The sequence below is a fragment of the Kumtagia sp. genome (assembly GCF_059502445.1).
Genome location: NZ_JCACER010000025.1, coordinates 46,811 through 66,179, shown reverse-complemented (window position 1 = coordinate 66,179; position 19,369 = coordinate 46,811). Strand labels below are relative to the sequence as shown.

The window sequence follows — 19,369 nt, the reverse complement described above, 5'->3', positions numbered from 1 at the left end:
CCACAAGCGGGAGGGGGACTTGGTTGCACCTCCGCTGAAGGCCCATCGTCAACCGTTTTGCGCGACATGGCGGTCGCAGAGTCTCCCTCTCCTTCGAGGGGAGGGGTTAGGGGTGGGGGTCCGAAACGCGGAAGCTCTCCCGCCAGCGAGAAGGCGGGAGCCTACATCGTGACCGGCGACGCGATCCTTCAACCGCTCACCGGTGGGACGGGCGATCCGGAGCGCGGGGCGGTGCTGATGTCGGACCGGCACCGCAGCCTGTGCACGCTCTGCCACGCCGGCCCGTTCCCCGATCCGCATCTGCACGGCAATTTGGCGCCCGGCCTTGCAGGCGTTGGCGCGCGGCTCTCCGAAGGCCAGATCCGGCTGCGCGTCGTCGACATGCGGCGGCTGATGCCGGACACGATCATGCCGTCCTATTACCGGGTCGTGGATGAGGAGGATCGGCGCATCGCCGCCGGTTGGCGCGGCAAGCCGATCCTGTCGGGCGCCGACATCGAGGACATAGTCGCCTATCTGGCGACGCTGAAAGGGTAGGAATGGACGACCCGCGTCGAAATCAAGGTCCCTCGTTCCCCATCGGAAGGCGGCAGGTGCTGGCAGCCGGACTTGCCGGGCTGGTCGTCGTCAGTCTGCCGCGCCGGGTGCTGGCCCGGCCAAGCCTGGAGGAGGCGATAAACACCTTCACCGGCGGCGCCGAGGTGCTGGATGGGCGCGTCCGGCTGGAGCTGCCGCCTTTGGTCGAGAACGGCAATGCCGTCGGCATCACGATTGCCGCTGAAAGCCCGATGACGGCGGCCGACCATGTGCGCCGCATCGGGGTCTTCAACGAGAAGAATCCGGAGGCGAATGTCGTCGTCTTCCAACTCGGGCCGCGCTGCGGCCGCGCGGAGGTGTCGACGCGCATCCGGCTTGCAACCTCGCAGGTGGTCGTCGCCGTCGCCGAGATGAGCGACGGCAGCTTCTGGTCGAGCCGCGCGAGCGCCATCGTTACGCTGGCCGCCTGTATCGAGGACCTTTCGTGATGGCGCGGGCGCTGATCAACGTGCCGAAGACGGCCAGGCGCGGCGAGATCGTCGAGATTCGGGCGATGGTCGCGCATCCGATGGAGACCGGCTACCGCATGGGTCCGAACGGCGTGAACATGCCGCGCGACATCATCCGCCGCTTCGTCTGCGCCTATGACGGCGAGGAGGTGTTTGCCGCCGAGTTGTTCCCGGCGATGTCGGCCAATCCCTTCATCGCCTTCACGCTCCTCGCCACGACGAGCGGCACCATCAGCTTCGCCTGGACCGATGACGCTGGCGAGACGCAGACAGCGTCGGCTGATATCACGGTGAACTGATGCGCGCCCTCTGGGGCCTTGCCGGCATCGCCGCCGCTTTGGCCTGCGGCATGGTCGCCGCCGCCGGCATAGAGGAGGGCGAAAGACGCTCCGGTTTCGACTTCATGACGCCCGACACGCAGTCCCTGCAGGCAGACGACACGAGCAATCCCGGCATGCTGTGGGTGCTGCAGGGCGAGCAGCTCTGGCGGCAGCCGGAGGGCCGGGCGAACGTCGCCTGCGCCGGCTGCCACGGCGATGCGGCCCAGTCGATGCGCGGTGTCGCCGCCCGCCATCCGGCCTTCGACGAGGCTACGGGGCGGCCGATCGACCTTGCCGGGCGCGTCAATTCCTGCCGCGCTTCACGCCAGCAGGCCGAGCCGCTGGCGCCGGAATCGGACGAACTGCTGGCGCTCACCACCTATGTCGCGCACCAGTCGCGCGGCATGCCGGTGACGCCGGCGGCCGACCCGCGGCTCGCGCCGTTCCGCGACAACGGCCGGCGCCTGTTCCAGAGCCGCATCGGCCAGCTCGACCTCTCCTGCGCCACCTGCCATGACGCCAATTGGGGCAAGCGGCTGGGCGGCGGCGTTATCCCGCAGGCGCATCCGAACGGCTATCCCCTCTATCGCCTGGAGTGGCAGACGGTCGGCTCGCTGCAGCGGCGCCTGCGCAATTGCATGATCGGGGTGAGGGCCGAGCCCTTCGCCTTCGGCGCACCCGAGTCCATCGACCTGGAGCTCTACCTGATGGAGCGCTCGCGCGGCCTGCCGGTCGAGACGCCGGCGGTGCGGCCGTGATGGTGTCCGGGGCCAGCCAAAGTGAGGTGGAGCACATCGGCGCCGGGCGTCATCGTCGCCAGCGGGTTCAGGTGCCTGTCAGGCGAAAGGCCCGGTGAGACCGTGCTTCCGCAGCAGCGTCGCGAGCCTGTTCAGCGCCTCCGCCACGGCCTCGCCTTCCGCGCGAATCTGATCTTGCAGCTCCTGTTTCGAGCCGCCGGAGGCGCGCTCGAAGAACGAAGCGATCTTGGCGCTCGACGAGGCCAGCGCCTCGGCCTCCGCCTGGTTGCCTGCGAGCGCCAGCAGCGTCGAAGACCTGATGCCGCCGATCCCGTCGGGAACCCTGGCGCCCATGTCGGTATAGCCGCGGGGCAAGGTCCCCTTGAGGTTGAAGACCTGCCGGTCGACGATGGCGCCGAAAATCTGGTCGACGGCCTGGCGTGCGCCGGCGACGCGCGACGGGTGGTCGGTGTCGGCCGCGGCATGCGGCAACAGTTCCAATCTGTCGCCATGCTCGTCGAGCAGCGCGAGATAGGGCAGCATCGGGCCGGAAAGCGCTCCCGTCGTTGGATCCTTGAACAGGTCGGCGTCGATCGCCGCATGGCCGACCCTGCCGGTATCGAGCGCGCGCCGAAGTGCCGCGACATCGACCAACTCGCCACGGTCGTAGTTGATCACCACGGCGCCTGGGTTGAGGGAGGCGAACACGTCGTCGCCGATCAGGCCGGCGTTCGCATGACGCTGCTTTTCCGCATCGAACGCGCCGAGACCGACATGGACGGACAGCGCGTCCGCGCCGCGCGCCGCCTCGAGGAGGTCCGCCGCATAGTCGAAACCTTCGAGCTCGATCCATTTCCTGCGGTGCGGTCGCGCATGGATGGCCACGCGCATGCCGAATGCCTGTCCGAGCTTGGCGAGCTCCCGGCCGATATTGCCGTAGCCGATCACGGCGAGCTTCTGACCTTCGAGCTTGGCCGTCGGGTAGTCGCGCAACTGCTTTCCCGTGTCGAAATCGCCCCCGGCGACGAGCCTGTGCATGTCGTCGACGGGAAGATCCGGCCGGACCTTCAGCAGCGCCTTTATCGCCATCTGGGCGGTGGCGCGGCTGTTGATGCCGGGCGTGTTCATCAGCGGCGCCTCGCCGCCATTGCCGCTGCCGCCGCCCCACGAGCCCGAGCCCATATTGCCGGTCCCGGCACCGATGCGCACGCCGCCGAGCCGGAACTTCGCTTCGGCCGGAATGAAGGTCGCCGCCGCGATGACGGCGTCGTATCGCCCGTCGCCGGCCGCGGCCAGCAGTTCGTCGCGGGTGCTGAGATCGGGCTGGTAGAAGAAGTGCAGCCGGCCGCCTTCGAGCGGCCCGGCCCGCTCGATGCCCGTTTCGTGGAACATCCCGCCGCGGGCCTTGATATAGGCCTTGGTCTCGCTGAAATCCGGCATGCCCCGCGCATCGAAGCGGAGGCCGACGAGATCGCAGATCAGGATATTGGCTGAAACCATGGTGGGAAAACTGTCCATTTCCGGCGGAAATCCATGTGAATAGAGATCGAAATCTCGCGATCCATCCCGATATCCGCCGGACTTGCGTCTAAAAACGACCGGCTTTGAACGGCGTCAAGTCGATCAGCGTCTTTTGTCCCGCCGCCATCTCGGCTACCACCCTGCCGGTGACGGAGCCGGCGATCAGCCCCTGGTGGCCATGCCCGAACGCATAGATGACGTTCGGCGCATGACGCGCCCGGTCGATGACCGGGATGCTGTCCGGGGTTCCCGGGCGGTGGCCCATCCAGCGCTTGATCTCGCCCTCGATCGGCTTGCGGAACATCGGCCGCGCCTGTCTCAGCAGCGCGTCGGCGCGGAAGAAGTTCGGCGGCATTTTTAGCCCTGAAAACTCGACATTGCCGGCGATCCGCAATCCTTCCTCCATCGGCGACGCGACGAATTTGCGGTCGGCGGAAATCGTCTGGATGCGCAGGCCCGTCTCCGCGCCGCCGATCATGACGTGGTAGCCGCGCTCCGTCTCGAAGGGGATGCGGTCGCCGAGCTGGCGGGCAAGCTCAGCCGACCACGCGCCCGCGGCGAGGACGACCTGGTCTACGGGCCGGCGTTCGCCGCCTTCGAGAAGGACCGCGCTGGCGCCGTTCGGCCCCGTCTCGAAACCCTGCACGCGGGCTCGGATGAAGCGCGCGCCCTGGCGGGCCGCGTGTTCGGCAAGCCTGGCGACCAGCCGTCCCGGATTGGGGCACTGGCCCTGCTCGGGCAGGTAGACGGCGCTCTTGAAGATCGGGGCAAGTGCCGGCTCGAGCTGGCGGATCTCGTCGGCGTCGAGGATCTCGACGCGCACCCCATGGTTTCGCCGCAGGCTGAGGCCGTAGGCGCCCTTGGCGGGTCCGTCCTCGCTTTCATAGACGAAGAGCTGGCCGCGCTTCTGCAGAAGCTCCTCGCAGCCCGCCTCCTTCATCAGTGGCTCGTAGCAATCGAAGGTGTAGCGGTGCAGCGACCGCATCGCCGCCGCAATCTCCTCGACCCGGGATTTGCGGCTGGCGGCAAGGAAGCGCAGCAGCCAGGGCAGGGCGTGTGGCAGGTAGGCCAGCCGCACGTAGAGCGGGCCCTCGGGGTCCATCAGCCATTTCGGAACGTTCTTCAGCACGCCCGGCATGGAATTGGGGATGCAGGAGCCGGGACAGATGCCGCCGGCATTGCCGTAGGAGCACTGATCTTCCGAGCCGGGCAGGGCGGGGTCGATGACCTCGACCTCGAAACCCTGCTTCAGAAGATAGTTCGCGCTGCAAACGCCGACGATGCCCGCCCCGATGACGGTCACCTTCGTGCCCTGCGCGCCCCGGCTGCCCTGACCCATAGCGATGAACCCGAGAGGCGCGTTACGGCGTCAAGTCGCTGACGGCGCCGGCGCGGAACGCCGGCAGCGAGCGCGACACGACCTGCTGCAGCATGCGGAAGTCGGAGAGGTAGGCCATGAAGCGATAGCCCATCCGCCGCATGTCGACGCCATAGGCGACCGATCCGCAGTGGATGCCGGGGATGACGCCGGCTTCCTTGCACTTGGCGGCGATGTATTCGATCGCCTCGTAGACGGCAGGATAGCGGGGGTCGAAGCCGGGAGCCTCGCCCATGGTCACGGCCAGGTCCGACGGGCCGACGAAGATCGCATCGAGATGCGGCGTCCTGAGGATGTCCTCGAGGTTCTTCACCGCCTGCTCGCTTTCGATCATGGCCATGGTCACGACCGTGTCGTTGGCGTGCTGGAAATAGTCCGAGCCGGCGTAGAGCGAAGCGCGCAGCGGGCCGACAGAGCGGCCGCCCCGCGGGAAGTAGCGGCAGGCCTTGACGAAGGCTTCGGCTTCCGCCGCCGTGTTGACCATCGGGCAGATGACGCCGTAGGCGCCGGCATCGAGCACCTTGCCGATGATCGCCGGGTCGTTCCACGGCACGCGCACGAAGGGCGCGGTGTCGGTCGTGGAGATCGCCTGCAGCATCGGCACCATGTCGGTGTAGTCCGAGGCGCCGTGCTGGAGGTCGACGGTCAGCGCGTCCCATCCCTGCTGCGCCATCAGTTCGGCGGAGATCGACGAGGGAATGCCGAGCCAGCCGGTGACGACCTCGCCTCCGGCGGCCCAGATGTCCTTAACCTTGTTCCTGCGCATGATCAGGCTTCCTTTCAATGTGAAGAATCGAGGATCAGATCGGCGGCCTTCTCGGCCATCGCGATCGTGGTGATGTTGGTGTTAGCGGCAACGATGGTCGGCATGATCGAGGCGTCGACCACGCGCAGCCCCTCGACGCCCCGCACGCGGCAGCGGTCGTCGAGAACGGCGAGAGGATCATCCTCGGGGCCCATCTTGCAGGTGCCGGAGACATGCCAGCCCGACCACACGGACTGCTTGACCCATTCGACGATGAGCTCTTCGTCCTGCATCATCTTGTGCATGCGGTCGGTCGTGCCGAACTTTCGCTTCAGGAGCTCCTCGCGGAAGAAGGGCAGGTAGTCGAACGCATAGGCCGCACTTGCCGTCTTGATCCAGTTGGATGCCTTGCGGACGCTGAGCGCGCGCGCCTCGTCGCTGTAGCCGGCGAGGAACCAGGTGTTGACGTGGCGCTGCACGTCCGGGGCCGTCATGATCCGGTAGATGCGCTTGAACCCGTCGACCAGGCGCATCAGGTCGCGCCCGTCGGAGGCGAGGTTCAGGTCGACGATCGGCTCCTCGTTCTGGTCACGGGACTTCAGCGTCACCGTTCCGCGCGAGTAGGATTTGTTGACGCAGACGTTCAACGCCCCCATCGCCTTGCCGAGGGGATGCCAGCCGGCGCGGTTGACCGGCATCAGCAGCATGTCGCCGGTGTGGCAGTCGGCATGGTTCGACGAATAGCGCACGCCGAGGAAGATGTGCCGCCGCTGGCCCGGGCGCAGCCGCGCCGACTTCCTGAAGTGCGCGCCGACGGCGATGTGCGGATGGTCGGTGAGGTTCTCGCCAACGCCGGGCAGGTCCGCCACGACGTCGATGCCGAGGCGGGCGAGCTGCCCGGCCGGGCCGATGCCGGCGCGCATCAGGATCGCCGGCGAGTGCAGGGCGCCGGCCGAAACGATGACCTCGCGCGCCGAATAGGTTTTGGTGTCGCCGCCGATGGTGACGCGCACGCCGGTCGCCCGTTTGCCCTCTATGATCAGGTTTTCAACGAAGGCGTTGGCGAAGATATGCAGGTTCTTGCGGGCGCGCGCTTCCTTATGGAGATAACCGACGGCCGTCGAGACGCGGCGCTCGTTCTCGTTGGAAAGCGGCAGCGGGAAAGAGCCGTCCTCGAAGCTGGCGTTGTAGTCGGGCCGGTACGGGTATTCCTTCTCCGTCTCCTTGAGCACGGATTTGGTGAACCCTCCCCAATCCTCCGGGAAGACGCGGCGGATCGGGATGTTGCCGTTCCTGTTGTGCAGCTCGCCGTCGAAGTCGAGATCGCGCTCGAGCTTCTTCAGATAGGGCAGCATGCCTTCCCAGCCCCAGCCCTTCAGTCCGAGGCCTTCCCACTCGTCGTAGTCGTGGGGAAGTCCGCGCACGGCGAACTGTCCGTTGATGCTGGAGCCGCCGCCCATGACCTTGGCCTGCTCCAGCTTGGCGGTCTTCGGCGGCTGCGAGTTCAGCCTGGGGGAGCGGTTGTACACCCTGAGCTGCGTCCAATGGTATCTGGGGTCGAAATAGGAGAGGCCGGGATAGCTGTCAGCGATGACGTCCGGGACGTCGTCGGGCGGCGTATCCGGTCCCGCCTCGAAGAGCGCGACCTGCTTGGCGCCGTTCTCCGACAGCCGGCTGGCGAGCACGGCCCCCGCCGATCCGCCGCCCACGATGATGTAGTCGAATTGCATGACGCGGGCTCGTTTCAGGCGTAGTTGACCCAGACTGCTTTCTGTCGGGTGAATTCCTCGAAGCCGGCACGGCCCATGTCCTTGCCGAAGCCCGAGCCCTTGAAGCCGCCCGCCGTGTAGGTGAATTCCGGGCTGCGGCCGTGCTGGTTGACCCAGACCATGCCCGCCTCGATTCCGTCGGCGGCCTTGAGCGCCTTCTTCAAGTCGGAGGTATGGATGCTGGCCGAGAGGCCGTAGGTCGGATGCGCGGCGAGCGCGATGCCTTCCTCGAGATCGGCGAATGTCCGCACGGTAGCGACCGGCCCGAAGAATTCCTCCCGGAAGCCGATATTGTCGTCCGCCACGTCCCTGAGCAGCGTCGGCGCGTAGAAATTGCCTTCGTTGCGGCTTTCCAGCGGCGCGCCGCCGGTGACGATCGAACCGCCCTCGGCGACCGTCTGGCGCACCATGGCATCGATGCGGTCGAGCTGCCTGCGGCTGATGATCGGCGCGAAGGTCGTCGTCTCGTCCCAGGTCGGCCCGGCCTTTATCTGCCTGACCTTGCCGACGATGCGCTCGACGAGCTCGTCGGCGATCTTCTCGTCCACGATGATGCGCGAGCCGGCCGTGCAGACCTGTCCGGCATTGGCCATGAAGGCGGTGGAAACACGCCCGGCGACCACGTCGAGGTCGCCCGCATCGGCCAGCACCAGCTGTGGGCTCTTGCCGCCGAGCTCCAGCGCGACCGGCTTGATGCCCGACTGCGCGGCGAGCGCCATGATGGCGGCGCCGGTCTGCGTCGAGCCGGTGAAGGAGATCATCATCACGTCCGGATGGCGAACGATCGCCGCGCCCGTCGTGTGGCCGTAGCCGTTGACGACGTTGAACAGGCCGGCGGGCACCCCGGCCTTGGCCGCCAGCTCGGCGAGGGCGAGCAGGCTGTGCGGCGTCAGCTCCGATGTCTTCATGATCACGGCGTTGCCGGCGGCGAGCGCGCCCGCGAACTTCCATGCCGCGGTGATCATCGGGAAGTTCCACGGGACGATCGCGCCGACGATGCCGTACGGCTCCCGCTTCACATAGCTCAGCGTGCCGCCTTCCGTGGCGGTCACGATGCCTTCCAGCTTGTCGCAATATTCCGCGAAGTAGCGCACGACGCCGGCGGTGCGGATCGCGTCGCCGGTGATCGTTCCCGAGACGAGACGGCTGGAGCCCATGGCTTCGAGCTGGCCGAGATAGACGTTGTTCTCCTCGATGAGCTGCGCGAAGCGCATCAGCACTTTGGCGCGCTCGCGCGGCGCCACCTTCGCCCAGTTGCTGGTCTTGAGCGCCGCTCTGGCCGCGGCGGCCGCCATTTCGACGGCTTCCTCGCCGCCGTCGCCGACGGTGCCCATCGGCTGCTGGTCGGAAGGGCGAAGAACCTCGATGCCGGCGCCGGGAAGCTCCACGGAGCGCCCGCCGATATGGTGTCCTTTCGGAACGCTGATGCTGTTCGGATCGAAACTCAGGGTCATGGTGTCTTCCTTTTTGGGCTGCCAGGCAGCCATTGTCTCGACGGCCGGCGCACGGACCTCGTGCCGGTCGCTATCGGCGGAAGTCTCGTTCGCTGCCGGCAGGGCAGTGGATCACGCGGTTTCGGCGTGCTTTGCCTCCAGGAACGGGCGCAGCATGTCGGCGGACTCGTGGAAGCGCCCGACGAAACTCTTCAGCCGCTCGTGCCGGGGATGAAGCAGGATCTCCTGCGGCGGCCCCTGCTCGGCGACGAGTCCCTCGTCGAGGAAGACCACCCGGTCGGCGATCTCGAAGGCAAAGCCCAGTTCGTGGGTGACGATCACCATCGTCATGCCGCTCCTGGCGAGCTCCACCATCGCCTTCATCACCTCGCCCACCAGTTCGGGGTCGAGCGCGGAGGTCGGCTCGTCGAAGAGCATCACCTTCGGCTGCATCGCCATGGCGCGGGCGATCGCCACGCGCTGCTGCTGGCCGCCGGAGAGCTGGCGCGGGTATTTTTCCGCGTGCTGCTCCAGCCCCATCATCCTGAGCAGATCCATAGCCTTGCGGCGGACCGGGTCGGCCGCTTCCTTCTTCACGGTGACCGGACCTTCCATGATGTTCTGGAGGGCGGTCATGTGCGGAAACAGGTTGAACTGCTGGAAGACCATGCCGGTTTTCGAGCGGATGCGGTTGACTTCCTGCTTGGAGATGGTCCGGGCACCGCCGCCGGCCTGCTGCTGGAAGATCACGTCGTCGTCGATGACGATGCTGCCGCTGGTCGGTGTGTTGAGCAGGTTGATGCAGCGCAGCAGCGATGTCTTGCCCGAGCCGCTGGCGCCGATCAGCACCACCACTTCGCCCTCCTGCACGGTGAGGTCGATCCCGCGAAGGACGCTGCGATTGCCGAAATCGAGGCAGATGCGCTCAAGGCGGAGCACCTCCTTGCCCGGCGTGGCCGCCCTCTCGGCGGCTGAATTTGGTTCGTGCGTCATTTCGTGGCCGCTCCGCTCTTTTCGAGTTTGCGGGACAGGAAGGTCAGCGGCACCAGAATGATCAGGAAGATCACGCCGACGGCCGTGTAGACCTCCATCGGGCGGTAGGTGAAGCTGGAGATGTAGCTCGCCTGATAAAGCAGGTCCGGCACGGTGATCATCGACAGCAGGGTCGTGTTCTTCATCTGGATGATCGACTGGCCGGCGAGCGGCGGGATCATCTTCCTGAACGCCTGAGGCAGGATGATGCGGCGCATGCGCTGCCCGTAGGACATGCCGATCGCCGTCGCGGCGTCGGTCTGGCCGGGATCGACCGACTGGACGCCGGCGCGCAGGATCTCCGCGTAGAACGAGCCGACGTAGCAGCTCAGGCCGATGAAGCCGGCCCAGAACTTGGTGACGTTGACGCCGGCGAAGATCGGGAAGGCGTAGTAGACCCAGAGCAGCGTCACCAGCAGCGGGATGTTGCGGAAGAACTCCACGTAGATCTGGCCGAGCAGGACCAGCGGACGGAACGTGCTGAGCTGGATGAGGCCGATCACGAGGCCGATGGCGAGGCCGGCGAGGATGGTGATCGCCGTGAAGTAGAGCGTCATCAGCAGGCCGTCCCAGAGGAGGCCGATATTGTTCGTGATGACCGAGAAATCGAACATTGTCTTTCCCCACGTTCGGCTGGGTCGCGGCCCTGCCAGGGACCCCGGTCGCCGGCTCGTGCCGGCGACCGGGTGCGATCAAGGCTTCGGGATCAGAAGCTGAAGCCTTCCGGGAGGATCGACATGTCGATGCCGCGCGCTTCCCACGACTGCATCAGCTTGCCCTGCGCCTGGCCGAGCGAGCGCTGCTGCAGGACCCAGTTGGTCAGGAAGTTGATGTAGCCGGCGTTGCCGGGCTTGCGGGCGACGGCGAGCGTTGCCGGATTGCGCAGCAGCGGCTCCGGCAGCGAGACCTCGCCGATGTTCTTCTCGGTGATCTGCAGGGCGTCGAAGACAGACAGGACGACACCGTCGGCGCGGTTCGACTGCAACTCCATGAGCGCCAGGCCGCGATCCTCGACCGGCGTGATGTTCGCCTTGGGCAGCAGGGCCTGGGCGACGACCTGCATGGTCGAGCCCTTCTGGACGACGACGGTCTTGGACGGATCGTTGAGCTCGGCCCAGGTCTTGACCGGCTTGCCGACCGGCGTCAGCACGGCCCAGGCGTCGGTGAACAGCGCTTCCCACAGATAGTCGACCACGAGGCCGCGCTTGGGGTTCGGATTGACGCCGATGGCGATGTCGATCTTGTTCGACTGGAAGTCGGCGGCGAGGTTGCCCCAGGTCGTCTCGACCGGCTGGATCTTCACGCCGAGCTCGGTCGCGATCTCCGAAAGGAACTCGACGTAGAAGCCGCTCCACTGGCCGGTGGCCGGGTCCTTGATGTAGCCCGGCTCCTCGCCGGTCATGACCGGGATCTTGAGCACGCCCGAGGAGCGGATCTGGTCGAGCACGGCGGACGGATTGTCGTCGGCGACGGCCGCGGCCGGAGCGGCCAGAAGCGACAGCGCTACGGCGGCCGCGGCGAAAATCTTGGTCAGGCTGAACGATATCATTGGTGCGCCCCTTCTTTTGTTCAGAGTGCTAGCGGCTGAGGAATCCCCCCGACAGCGGATCGCCGCTCTCGAAGAAGATCGTTTGCGCCGAGGTGATGAAGGCGGAGCCTTTGATCTCGACGATTGCGGCATCCCGCTCCCCGACCTTGACCATTTCGGACAGGCGGGCTTCGAACGGGATGCCGAATATGTTGCGGGCGCGATAGACGTCGCCGGGCTTGAGGACGCCGGTGTGCAGGAGGTGCGCCATGCGCGCCGCCGTGCCGGTTCCGCAGGGCGAGCGATCGAACTTGTTGGACTCCAGCACCAGAAGATGCGTGGCGCTGTCGGGCGCGTCGGCGGCGTGGAACAGGACGCTGGGCGCCGCCGCGCCGGCGAAGAGCGGGTTGCCGGCGACGGCCTCCTTGATGGCGCTCTTGATCGCCGCGCCGGCCAGCATCAGCTTAGACGCCTGGTCGGGGACAAGTTCCAGCCCGAGCCCGGCGGCGTCGACCATGGCGTACCACATGCCGCCATAGACGATGTCGGTGGTCACGCGGCCGACGCCGGGGACGTCGAGGGCAAGCCCTTCCAGGCCGACATGGCCCGGCACGTTGCGGATGGTGACGGCGTCGAGCGTGCCGTCCTCGCCCCAGACGAGACCGACGGTGACGATGCCGGCCGGCGTCTCCAGCGTAAAGCTGTCGCCGGTCGAGGGGCTGATCTCGCCGGTGAAGGCGAGCGTCTTGGCAAGGCCGATCGTGCCGTGCCCGCACATGTCCAGATAGACGTAGGACGAGATGAAGAATGCGCCGTAGTCGGCGAGTTCGGAAGGGACGGGCACCAGCCCGACCATGGCCGCATGGCCGCGCGGCTCGTGCAGCAGGGCCGGGCGCAAATGGTCGAAGCGGGTGCGGAAGTCGTCGCGGCGCTCCCGCACGGTCCTGCCGTTCAGCCTCGGAATGCCGCTGAAGACGACGCGTGTCGGATGACCGGCCGTATGGCTGTCGACGACGGAGAATGACGCACTCAGGGATACCATGAAAACTCAGCTTCCGAAGGAGTTCCGCACTTCGTCGCGCATGCTCTGCCAGATCTCGCGGATCAGCTTCTCGGTGACCGCCTGCGCGGCGGCGCCGTCGCTCTCCAGGATCGCATCGAAGATGCGCGTCGTGTCCTCGAGCGACAGCTTGATCATGTCGGGATTGCGCTGATAGGCGTGGAAGCGGTAGCGCAGGGCCTGCTTTTCGAGCCCGCGCAGCAGCCGCGACAGGGTCCGGTTGTCGGCCAGGTCGTAGATCATGAAGGAGCCGCGGACGTCGGCGGCAAAGAACCGGCGCACATCGCCGCTGGCCTGCGTTTCCGCCAGCTCGGCCTGCACGCCGCGCAATTCCTGCTTGCGCTCGATCTCGGTGGATTCGGCCGCCTGCCGCGCCACCAGCCCTTCGAGGGCGATGCGGCAGGTGTAGACCTCGTCGAAATCGCGCTGCGACATCGGCGCCACCCAGATGCCGCGCCGCGGCTCGCGGATGACGAGGCCGTCGCGCTCCAGCAGGCGCAGCGCTTCGCGAACGGGCGAGCGGCTCACCCCGTAGCGCTCGGCGACGTCCTCTTCGGTCAAGCGCTCCTCGGACTTCAGGCGACCCATGACGATCTCCTCCTCGAGCATCTCGGCAAGGCTCTCGGGGATGGCCACGGTCAGACGTGATGGACGTTGCAAAAGCATGTCGACACCATACTGTATACAATGTACAGGTCAAGCGGCGTCGCCGAGATTGTGTAAAGCTGGCGTTCCGGGCAGCCAGGAGCCGATCTCGCGTGATATGCGGCTGGCTTTGGCGCGAAGCCGAACGGAAGGAAAAAGCGATATGTACCTCGAGAAACTTGAACTCCTGATCGACGGCGTCTGGCGCCCGGGAAGCACCGGAGCGGGCGAAGACCTGATCAATCCGGCGACCGCCCAGACGATCGCCCGCCTGCCGCACGCCTCGGCAGCCGACCTCGACGAGGCGCTCGCGGCATCGGCCAGGGGTTTCAAGGTGTGGAAGGCGATGACCGCGATCCAGCGCTTCGCCGTGATGAACAAGGCGGCCGACCTGATCGAGGCACGCAAGGCCGAGATCGCCCGCACGCTGACGATGGAGAACGGCAAGCCGCTGGCCGAGGCCCTTGGCGAGGTGCAGTTCTCCGCCGACGTGACTCGCTGGTACGCCGAGGAAGGCAAGCGCGCCTACGGCCGCATCGTGCCGGCCCGTCTGCCTGGCGTGCGCCAGATGGTGTTCAAGGAGCCCGTCGGACCGGTTGCCGGCTTCGCCGCATGGAACTTTCCCGCCAGCAACGTCATCCGCAAGATCGCCGGCGCGCTCGGCGCCGGGTGCTCCATCATCATCAAGCCGGCGGAAGAGACGCCCGGCACCGCAGTCGCCTTCGGCCGCTGCTTCCAGGATGCGGGCCTTCCGGCCGGCGTGCTCAACATCGTCTTCGGCATTCCCGCCGAGGTCTCGTCGCACCTCCTGTCCTCGCCGATCCCGCGCAAGGTGTCGCTGACCGGCTCGACCGCCGTCGGCAAGCTCCTGCAGAAGCAGGCGGCCGACACGCTGAAGCGCTGCACCATGGAACTGGGCGGCCATTCGCCGGTGATCGTCCATGCCGACGCGAATCTCGAAAAGACGCTGGACACGGTCGTCGCCTTCAAGTTCCGCAATGCCGGTCAGGTCTGCACCTCGCCGACCCGCTTCTACGTGCATGAGTCGCTTTACGAGCCCTTCATCGACGGCTTCGCCACCCGCACCCGCAGGATACGCATCGGCAACGGCCTCGACGAGGGCACGCAGATGGGGCCCATGATCGCGCCGCGCCGCCTCGACGTGATGGACTCCTTCGTGGCCGACGCCAGGGCCAAGGGCGCGGAAATCGTCACCGGCGGAGAGCGCATCGGCAACCAGGGCTATTTCTATGCGCCGACCCTGATGAAGAACGTGCCGGACGACGCCCTCATCATGTCGGAAGAGCCGTTCGGGCCGCTTGCGCCGACGACGACGTTCTCGACCTTCGACGAGGTCATCGAGCGCGCCAACAGCCTGCCCTTCGGTCTTGCCTCCTTCGTCTTCACGCAAAACGGCACGCTTGCGCAGAAGACCGAAATGGCTCTCGAAGCCGGCATGGTCGGTGTAAACCACATGATGGTGTCGACGGCGGAGACGCCTTTCGGCGGCATCAACGAATCCGGCTACGGCTCTGAATCGGGCATCGAAGGCCTGGAGGCATACCTGCGCACGAAGTTCGTCACCGAGATCTGACCAGAAACTTGCGCCGCGGCCCGCCTACCGCCGCGGCGCATTCCGGGCATTCCCGCCGGTACCCCGGCTTCCACGAGCGCGCCAAAAACGCAGTCTGAAGCAAGGCGGCAGACCAATTCGCGATCACATTTTCGCGATCAGGCGCGGCACGGTTGCGGCACTGGAGCGCGATTCCGGCAGGTCCGACTTGCCGTAAAATCGTTTACCTTGTTCTATAGGTTTTTCGGGCGGCAATTGACCTTTGGTCAGGTTGCTGCCATTGCGTGTCGAAGCGTGTCCGCGGGCAATCTGGGGTAGCATGCGATGGTACGTCGGGTCTTTGAGGCAAGGTCCGTTCGTTCGGATGAGCCGGCATTGCACAATCGTGATCACCGGCTGGCGCTTTCCCGTTCATTGATTCGGTTGCAGCGTAGTCTGATCGGGATCGGCGCGGTTGCCGCGCTGCTCTCCCTAGGCATGACGTCGGCCTACGCCAATGCCTGCGCCGACCTGCTCGCCCGCGCCGCGCGCGGCGGTGCAAGCGCGCAAAGCGTGGCGCTGTCCAAGCAGCTCTCCGCGATCCAGGCCCTCGAGCGCAAGCGTCAGTGCTCGTCCAGGGGTACCGGCGGCCTCTTCAACCCCTGCGCCGATCTCGCCAACCGCAAGGCCGACGTGCAGCGCCAGCTGGCCCGGTCGCAGGGCGGCAACCAGGCGGCGCTGCGCGCGCGCATCGCCGCTCTCGGTTGCGGCAAGCCGCAGCAGCGCAAGGAACGCCGCGAGGTGGTGGAAGCTTCCGTCAAGCGCGCGGCGCCGGCCCGTTCCGGTCCATCCATCGATACGGGCGTGATGCTGTTCTGCGTGCGCGTGGAGGATGGCTATTTCTTCCCGGTCCCCGGGTCGCAGTTCATCGATTCCAGGGACTACAAGCAGGCCGTCGACCAGTGCAGCTACATCTGCCGCGGCAGCCAGACCTCGGTCTACCGGCTCGACGACCCGGAACTGGAGACAGAGGAGATGATCTCGGTCGACACCGGCAGGCCGTACAAGGAATTGCCGACCGCGTTCGCCTATCGCAACAGGACGGGCTTCGAAGCCTGCGATTTCCAGGGCTATCATCGCCGCGTCAACGAGGCGCGCGCCAGAACGGTGACGCCGTTCAACATGAAGAACGCCGTCATCCCGCTGCCGAGGGAGCGTCCCGACGAGCCCGTGCCGCTGATGGCGCTGACGGGCGATAACCAGGCGCCGGTGGTCGACTTGCCGGCTGACCGCAAGGTCCGGGTCGTTGGCCCCAATTTCTTCCCGAACTGATCCCTGTCGGTCGGCCTCCGAATCCTCTTGAGTTGACCCAGCGTCAGGAGCGGCGCGCGAGGTTGCGTGGCGCGTCCTGGCACGGTCCCGGCACGTCCCGATGCAACGGGTCGTGCTCCGGACAACAAGGATGGGAGGAAGAAAGATGCCTGGTGTGACCGAAAGCCTGCTGCGGACCTATGCCGACTCCGACGGGCTGGCGCTGGCCGGACTGGTGCGCAAGGGCGAGGTGTCGCCGGGCGAACTCGTCGAGGCCGCCGTGGCGACCATCGAGAAGCTCAATCCGGAGCTGAACGCGGTCGTCCACAAGCTCTACGACATCGGCCGCATGGCCGCCGTCGCCGTCGATCGCGAGGCACCGTTTGCCGGCGTCCCATATCTGCTGAAGGAACTCGCCACCTCCTGGAAGGGAACTCCCAACACCAACTCGTCCGTCTACCTCAAGGATGTCGTCGCCGATTTCGACGCCGAGGTGGTGACCCGCATCAAGAAGGCCGGGTTCCTGCTGGTCGGCAAGTCGAACGCGCCGGAAAACGGCTGGTCGATCTCGACCGAGCCGAAGCTCTACGGCGCCACCGTCAATCCCTGGCGCGCCGACGTGACGGCTGGCGGGTCGAGCGGCGGCTCCTCGGCGGCGGTCGCCGCGCGCATGGTGCCGGTGGCAGAATCGAGCGACGCCGCCGGCTCGATCCGCGTGCCCGCCTCCTGCTGCGGCGTGCTCGGCCTGAAGCCGTCGCGCGGCCGCGTCACCATGGCCCCCTTCGGCGACGTCTGGCACGGCTGCGCCTATTTCCTGGCCAACACCCGTACGGTTCGCGACACCGCCGCCTATCTCGACGCGGTCGCCGGCGCGCTGCCGGGCGATCCGTATCAGCCGCCGGTGCCGGAAAAGTCATGGCTGGAGCTGTCGCGGCGTTCGCCCCGCAAGCTGCGTGTCGGCTTTACCGTGACGCCGCCGCACGGCCGGCCGATCGATCCCGAGGTCCGGCGGGCCGTTCTCGACACCGCCAGGCTGCTGGAGCAGATGGGCCATGACGTCGAGGAGCACGACATGAGCCTCGACGCCGACAGGATCTGGCGCACCTACACGAACATGAGCTGCGTGCAGACTGCGGCGGTCTTCGACTGGCTCGAGGGCGCTCTCGGCCGCCCGGTGACCAGGAACGACGTCGAGCCGATCACCTGGGCGATCATCGAACGCGGCCGCGCCGCCAGTGGTATCAGCCACATCTCCGACGTCGAGGCGGTGCGCCAGGCCAGCCGCGCCATCGCGACGGATCTGGATGGCTACGACATCTATCTCACACCGACGCTGACGCAACTGCCGCGGCCGGTCGGCTTCTACGACATGTCGATGACCGATCTCGACGCCTACAACGATCTCTGGACGGATTCGGTGTTCATGTTCCCGTTCGACATATCGGGGCAACCGGCCATGTCGATCCCGCTCGCCATGTCCGAAAGCGGCGTGCCGATCGGCGTGCAGGCCGTCGGCCGCTACGGCGACGAGGCGACGGTGCTGGCGCTTGCCGCAGTGCTGGAGCAGGAGATGCCGTGGAAGGACCGCCGGCCGAAAGTGTCGGCCTGAGTTCAAGGGGAGGGCACCCGAGCGGTAGCGACGAGGAAGGACATCGCCGCCCCGCTCGGCGATAAACCGCGGTGTCAGAGCTGCGCCTCGACGGCGGCCTTGTCTATGATCGACCAGACTTCAACGATCTTTCCGTCCCGGAACTCATAAAAGACGTTCTCGCCGAAGGATACTCTCTTCCCATTGACCTCGAGGCCGAGGAACGAGCCTTTCGGCGAACAGTCGAATGCCAGCCGGCTCGCTACATAGGGCGGGTCGGACATCAGCAGCCGGATGTCGAACCGTAGATCCGGGATGTCGCGAAAATCCCGCTCCAGCATCTCGCGATATCCCGACAGGCCGATCCGCCGGCCGTTGTAGCGCACGTCCTCGTCGACGAAACGTCCGAGATCCGGCCAGTCCTGCCGGTTCAGGCAGGTTATGTAGCCTCGGTAGAGGCCGGAGAGATCGGCTTTCGTCATGGTGCGGCTCCGATGGCTGAAGACTGTTTGGAGGACCAGCCATTTCTCCAGCCGAGAATAGCCCACCGGAAAAGGCAATGCTCCTTTTGTGCGGCCTTTTCCCAAGCTCGACGTGACGCCGACAGTCAGACGAGCAACGCCATGGTGCCTTCATCGGGCGCGTTGACAGGCGTGAAAAATTTTGCAACCTTTGCAAAAAATATCAGTCCGCAGCAGAAAAACCTGGACGATGTCAGGGACGGGAAACGGCCTCCTTCGCGACGACGAAAGCAGCATGGCGACGCGTGCCGCCTGGCTGCATTATGCTGGCGGCCTGACCCAGTCCGAAGTCGCCAAGCGTCTCGGCCTGACCAGCCTGAAGGCGCATCGCCTGATCACCAAGGCCAACCAGGACGGGCTGGTGAAGGTCTATATCGACGGCGACGTTTCGGAATGCGTGGCGCTGGAGACCGAACTCTGCTCCCGCTACAGCCTCGACTATTGCGAAGTGGTGCCGGAGTTCGACGACGAGGATCTGCCGCTGAAGGCGCTGGGCGTCGCCGGCGCCCAGTATCTGAAGCGCGAGATCGAGCGCGGCGACCGGATCATGATCGGCGTCGGCCATGGCCGCACGCTGGCCGCCTGCGTGGAGTATCTGCCGCGGACCGCTGCGCCGACGGCGCGTTTCGTCTCGCTGCTCGGCGGGCTGACGCGCAAATTCTCGGCCAATCCGCACGACGTGATCCATCGGCTGGCCGAACGCACCGGCGCCGAGGCCTATGTCGTTCCCGTGCCGATGTTCGCCAACACGGTCGAGGACCGCCAGGTTCTGCTCGGCCAGAAGGGCGTGGCCGAGGTGTTCGACCTGGCCCGGACCTCCGACCTGCTGCTCGCCGGCATAGGCACGACCGAGCGGCAGGCGTCGCTGGTGGCGACCGGCATGGTCGAGCGGCCGGAAATGGAGGAGGTGAAGCGCGGCGGCGGCGTGGGCGAGCTGCTCGGCCATTTCTTCGATGCCGACGGCGCGCCGTTCGAGGCGCCGCTGTCGAGCCGGGTGATGGCGCTCGGCCGCGAGGATTTGAGGAACCGCCGGATCGTCGCCGTGGCCGGCGGCAAGGTGAAGATCCGGGCCGTCCGTTCGGTGCTGGAGAGCCGCTATCTGCGCGGCCTCATCACCGACGAGCGGACGGCGCGGTCGCTCGTGGAGGCTAAGCCGGTCGGGTAGCCGGCAAACATTGGCAAC

At 66.5% G+C, this 19,369-nt stretch carries 20 protein-coding genes; 8 read left to right on the top strand and 12 right to left on the bottom strand.

Annotated elements, in window-relative coordinates; translation table 11 throughout:
• Positions 1–168: 168 nt before the first annotated feature.
• The 4 genes from soxX to soxA are packed head-to-tail and all read left to right on the top strand — an operon-like array spanning position 169 to position 2,124.
• On the top strand, positions 169–537 hold the full coding sequence (soxX, locus tag AC5JDC_RS10945) for a sulfur oxidation c-type cytochrome SoxX (protein WP_245428560.1): 369 nt from the start codon (positions 169–171) through the stop codon (positions 535–537).
• Between the two features lie 2 nt (positions 538–539).
• Positions 540–1,025 carry a SoxY-related AACIE arm protein gene (locus AC5JDC_RS10940; RefSeq protein WP_495841377.1) on the top strand — a complete coding sequence of 162 codons (486 nt, stop codon included), beginning with the start codon at positions 540–542 and terminating at the stop codon, positions 1,023–1,025.
• On the top strand, positions 1,025–1,345 hold the full coding sequence (soxZ, locus tag AC5JDC_RS10935; protein WP_495841376.1) for a thiosulfate oxidation carrier complex protein SoxZ: 321 nt from the start codon (positions 1,025–1,027) through the stop codon (positions 1,343–1,345). The genes AC5JDC_RS10940 and soxZ overlap by 1 nt, the downstream gene beginning before the upstream one ends.
• The gene (gene soxA / locus AC5JDC_RS10930; RefSeq protein ID WP_495841375.1) at positions 1,345–2,124 is read left to right on the top strand and encodes a sulfur oxidation c-type cytochrome SoxA; all 780 of its coding nucleotides are present in this window, start codon (positions 1,345–1,347) and stop codon (positions 2,122–2,124) included. The genes soxZ and soxA overlap by 1 nt, the downstream gene beginning before the upstream one ends.
• 78 nt (positions 2,125–2,202) lie before the next feature.
• Here the strand turns inward: soxA and AC5JDC_RS10925 are convergent, their stop codons facing one another.
• The 10 genes from AC5JDC_RS10925 to AC5JDC_RS10880 form a co-directional block, all read right to left on the bottom strand.
• Complete coding sequence (locus AC5JDC_RS10925; protein WP_495841374.1) at positions 2,203–3,603, bottom strand: NAD(P)-dependent oxidoreductase; 1,401 nt, start codon at positions 3,601–3,603, stop codon at positions 2,203–2,205.
• A gap of 88 nt (positions 3,604–3,691) precedes the next feature.
• The gene (locus tag AC5JDC_RS10920) at positions 3,692–4,927 is read right to left on the bottom strand and encodes an NAD(P)/FAD-dependent oxidoreductase (protein WP_495841373.1); all 1,236 of its coding nucleotides are present in this window, start codon (positions 4,925–4,927) and stop codon (positions 3,692–3,694) included.
• A gap of 58 nt (positions 4,928–4,985) precedes the next feature.
• On the bottom strand, positions 4,986–5,768 hold the full coding sequence (locus AC5JDC_RS10915; protein WP_495841372.1) for an HpcH/HpaI aldolase family protein: 783 nt from the start codon (positions 5,766–5,768) through the stop codon (positions 4,986–4,988).
• A 14-nt stretch (positions 5,769–5,782) separates the two neighbouring features.
• Entirely contained in the window at positions 5,783–7,477 is a 1,695-nt protein-coding gene (locus tag AC5JDC_RS10910) for a GMC family oxidoreductase (protein ID WP_495841371.1), read from the bottom strand.
• 14 nt (positions 7,478–7,491) lie between these two features.
• Positions 7,492–8,970 (bottom strand): aldehyde dehydrogenase family protein, encoded by a 1,479-nt coding sequence (locus tag AC5JDC_RS10905; RefSeq protein ID WP_495841370.1) that lies wholly within the window; start codon positions 8,968–8,970, stop codon positions 7,492–7,494.
• Between the two features lie 111 nt (positions 8,971–9,081).
• The gene (locus AC5JDC_RS10900; RefSeq protein ID WP_495841369.1) at positions 9,082–9,942 is read right to left on the bottom strand and encodes an amino acid ABC transporter ATP-binding protein; all 861 of its coding nucleotides are present in this window, start codon (positions 9,940–9,942) and stop codon (positions 9,082–9,084) included.
• Positions 9,939–10,595 carry an amino acid ABC transporter permease gene (locus tag AC5JDC_RS10895; protein WP_106774348.1) on the bottom strand — a complete coding sequence of 219 codons (657 nt, stop codon included), beginning with the start codon at positions 10,593–10,595 and terminating at the stop codon, positions 9,939–9,941. Before AC5JDC_RS10895 ends, AC5JDC_RS10900 begins: the two co-directional genes overlap by 4 nt.
• Before the next feature lie 92 nt (positions 10,596–10,687).
• Positions 10,688–11,530, bottom strand: a complete 843-nt coding sequence (locus AC5JDC_RS10890) for a transporter substrate-binding domain-containing protein (protein ID WP_495841368.1) — start codon at positions 11,528–11,530, stop codon at positions 10,688–10,690.
• A 28-nt stretch (positions 11,531–11,558) separates the two neighbouring features.
• Complete coding sequence (locus AC5JDC_RS10885) at positions 11,559–12,551, bottom strand: proline racemase family protein (RefSeq protein WP_495841367.1); 993 nt, start codon at positions 12,549–12,551, stop codon at positions 11,559–11,561.
• 6 nt (positions 12,552–12,557) lie between these two features.
• On the bottom strand, positions 12,558–13,235 hold the full coding sequence (locus AC5JDC_RS10880; protein ID WP_106774345.1) for a GntR family transcriptional regulator: 678 nt from the start codon (positions 13,233–13,235) through the stop codon (positions 12,558–12,560).
• Positions 13,236–13,377: 142 nt separating this feature from the next.
• Here AC5JDC_RS10880 and AC5JDC_RS10875 point away from each other — a divergent pair, with 142 nt between their 5' ends.
• The gene (locus AC5JDC_RS10875; RefSeq protein WP_495841366.1) at positions 13,378–14,808 is read left to right on the top strand and encodes an NAD-dependent succinate-semialdehyde dehydrogenase; all 1,431 of its coding nucleotides are present in this window, start codon (positions 13,378–13,380) and stop codon (positions 14,806–14,808) included.
• Positions 14,809–14,931: 123 nt separating this feature from the next.
• Here AC5JDC_RS10875 and AC5JDC_RS10870 read toward each other — a convergent pair whose 3' ends face one another.
• On the bottom strand, positions 14,932–15,180 hold the full coding sequence (locus tag AC5JDC_RS10870) for a hypothetical protein (protein ID WP_495841365.1): 249 nt from the start codon (positions 15,178–15,180) through the stop codon (positions 14,932–14,934).
• Between the two features lie 30 nt (positions 15,181–15,210).
• On the opposite strand from AC5JDC_RS10870, the gene AC5JDC_RS10865 reads away from it, so the two are divergent.
• Together AC5JDC_RS10865 and AC5JDC_RS10860 are read left to right on the top strand one after the other, a co-directional pair.
• Positions 15,211–16,098: a DUF2865 domain-containing protein gene (locus AC5JDC_RS10865; protein WP_495841364.1), complete on the top strand. Its 888-nt coding sequence runs from the start codon at positions 15,211–15,213 to the stop codon at positions 16,096–16,098.
• Positions 16,099–16,243: 145 nt separating this feature from the next.
• On the top strand, positions 16,244–17,686 hold the full coding sequence (locus AC5JDC_RS10860; RefSeq protein ID WP_495841363.1) for an amidase: 1,443 nt from the start codon (positions 16,244–16,246) through the stop codon (positions 17,684–17,686).
• 74 nt (positions 17,687–17,760) lie between these two features.
• On the opposite strand, the gene AC5JDC_RS10855 is transcribed toward AC5JDC_RS10860, so the two are convergent.
• Entirely contained in the window at positions 17,761–18,147 is a 387-nt protein-coding gene (locus tag AC5JDC_RS10855; protein ID WP_495841362.1) for an ester cyclase, read from the bottom strand.
• Positions 18,148–18,376: 229 nt separating this feature from the next.
• Here AC5JDC_RS10855 and AC5JDC_RS10850 point away from each other — a divergent pair, with 229 nt between their 5' ends.
• The gene (locus tag AC5JDC_RS10850; protein WP_106774341.1) at positions 18,377–19,351 is read left to right on the top strand and encodes a sugar-binding transcriptional regulator; all 975 of its coding nucleotides are present in this window, start codon (positions 18,377–18,379) and stop codon (positions 19,349–19,351) included.
• Positions 19,352–19,369 lie beyond the last annotated feature (18 nt).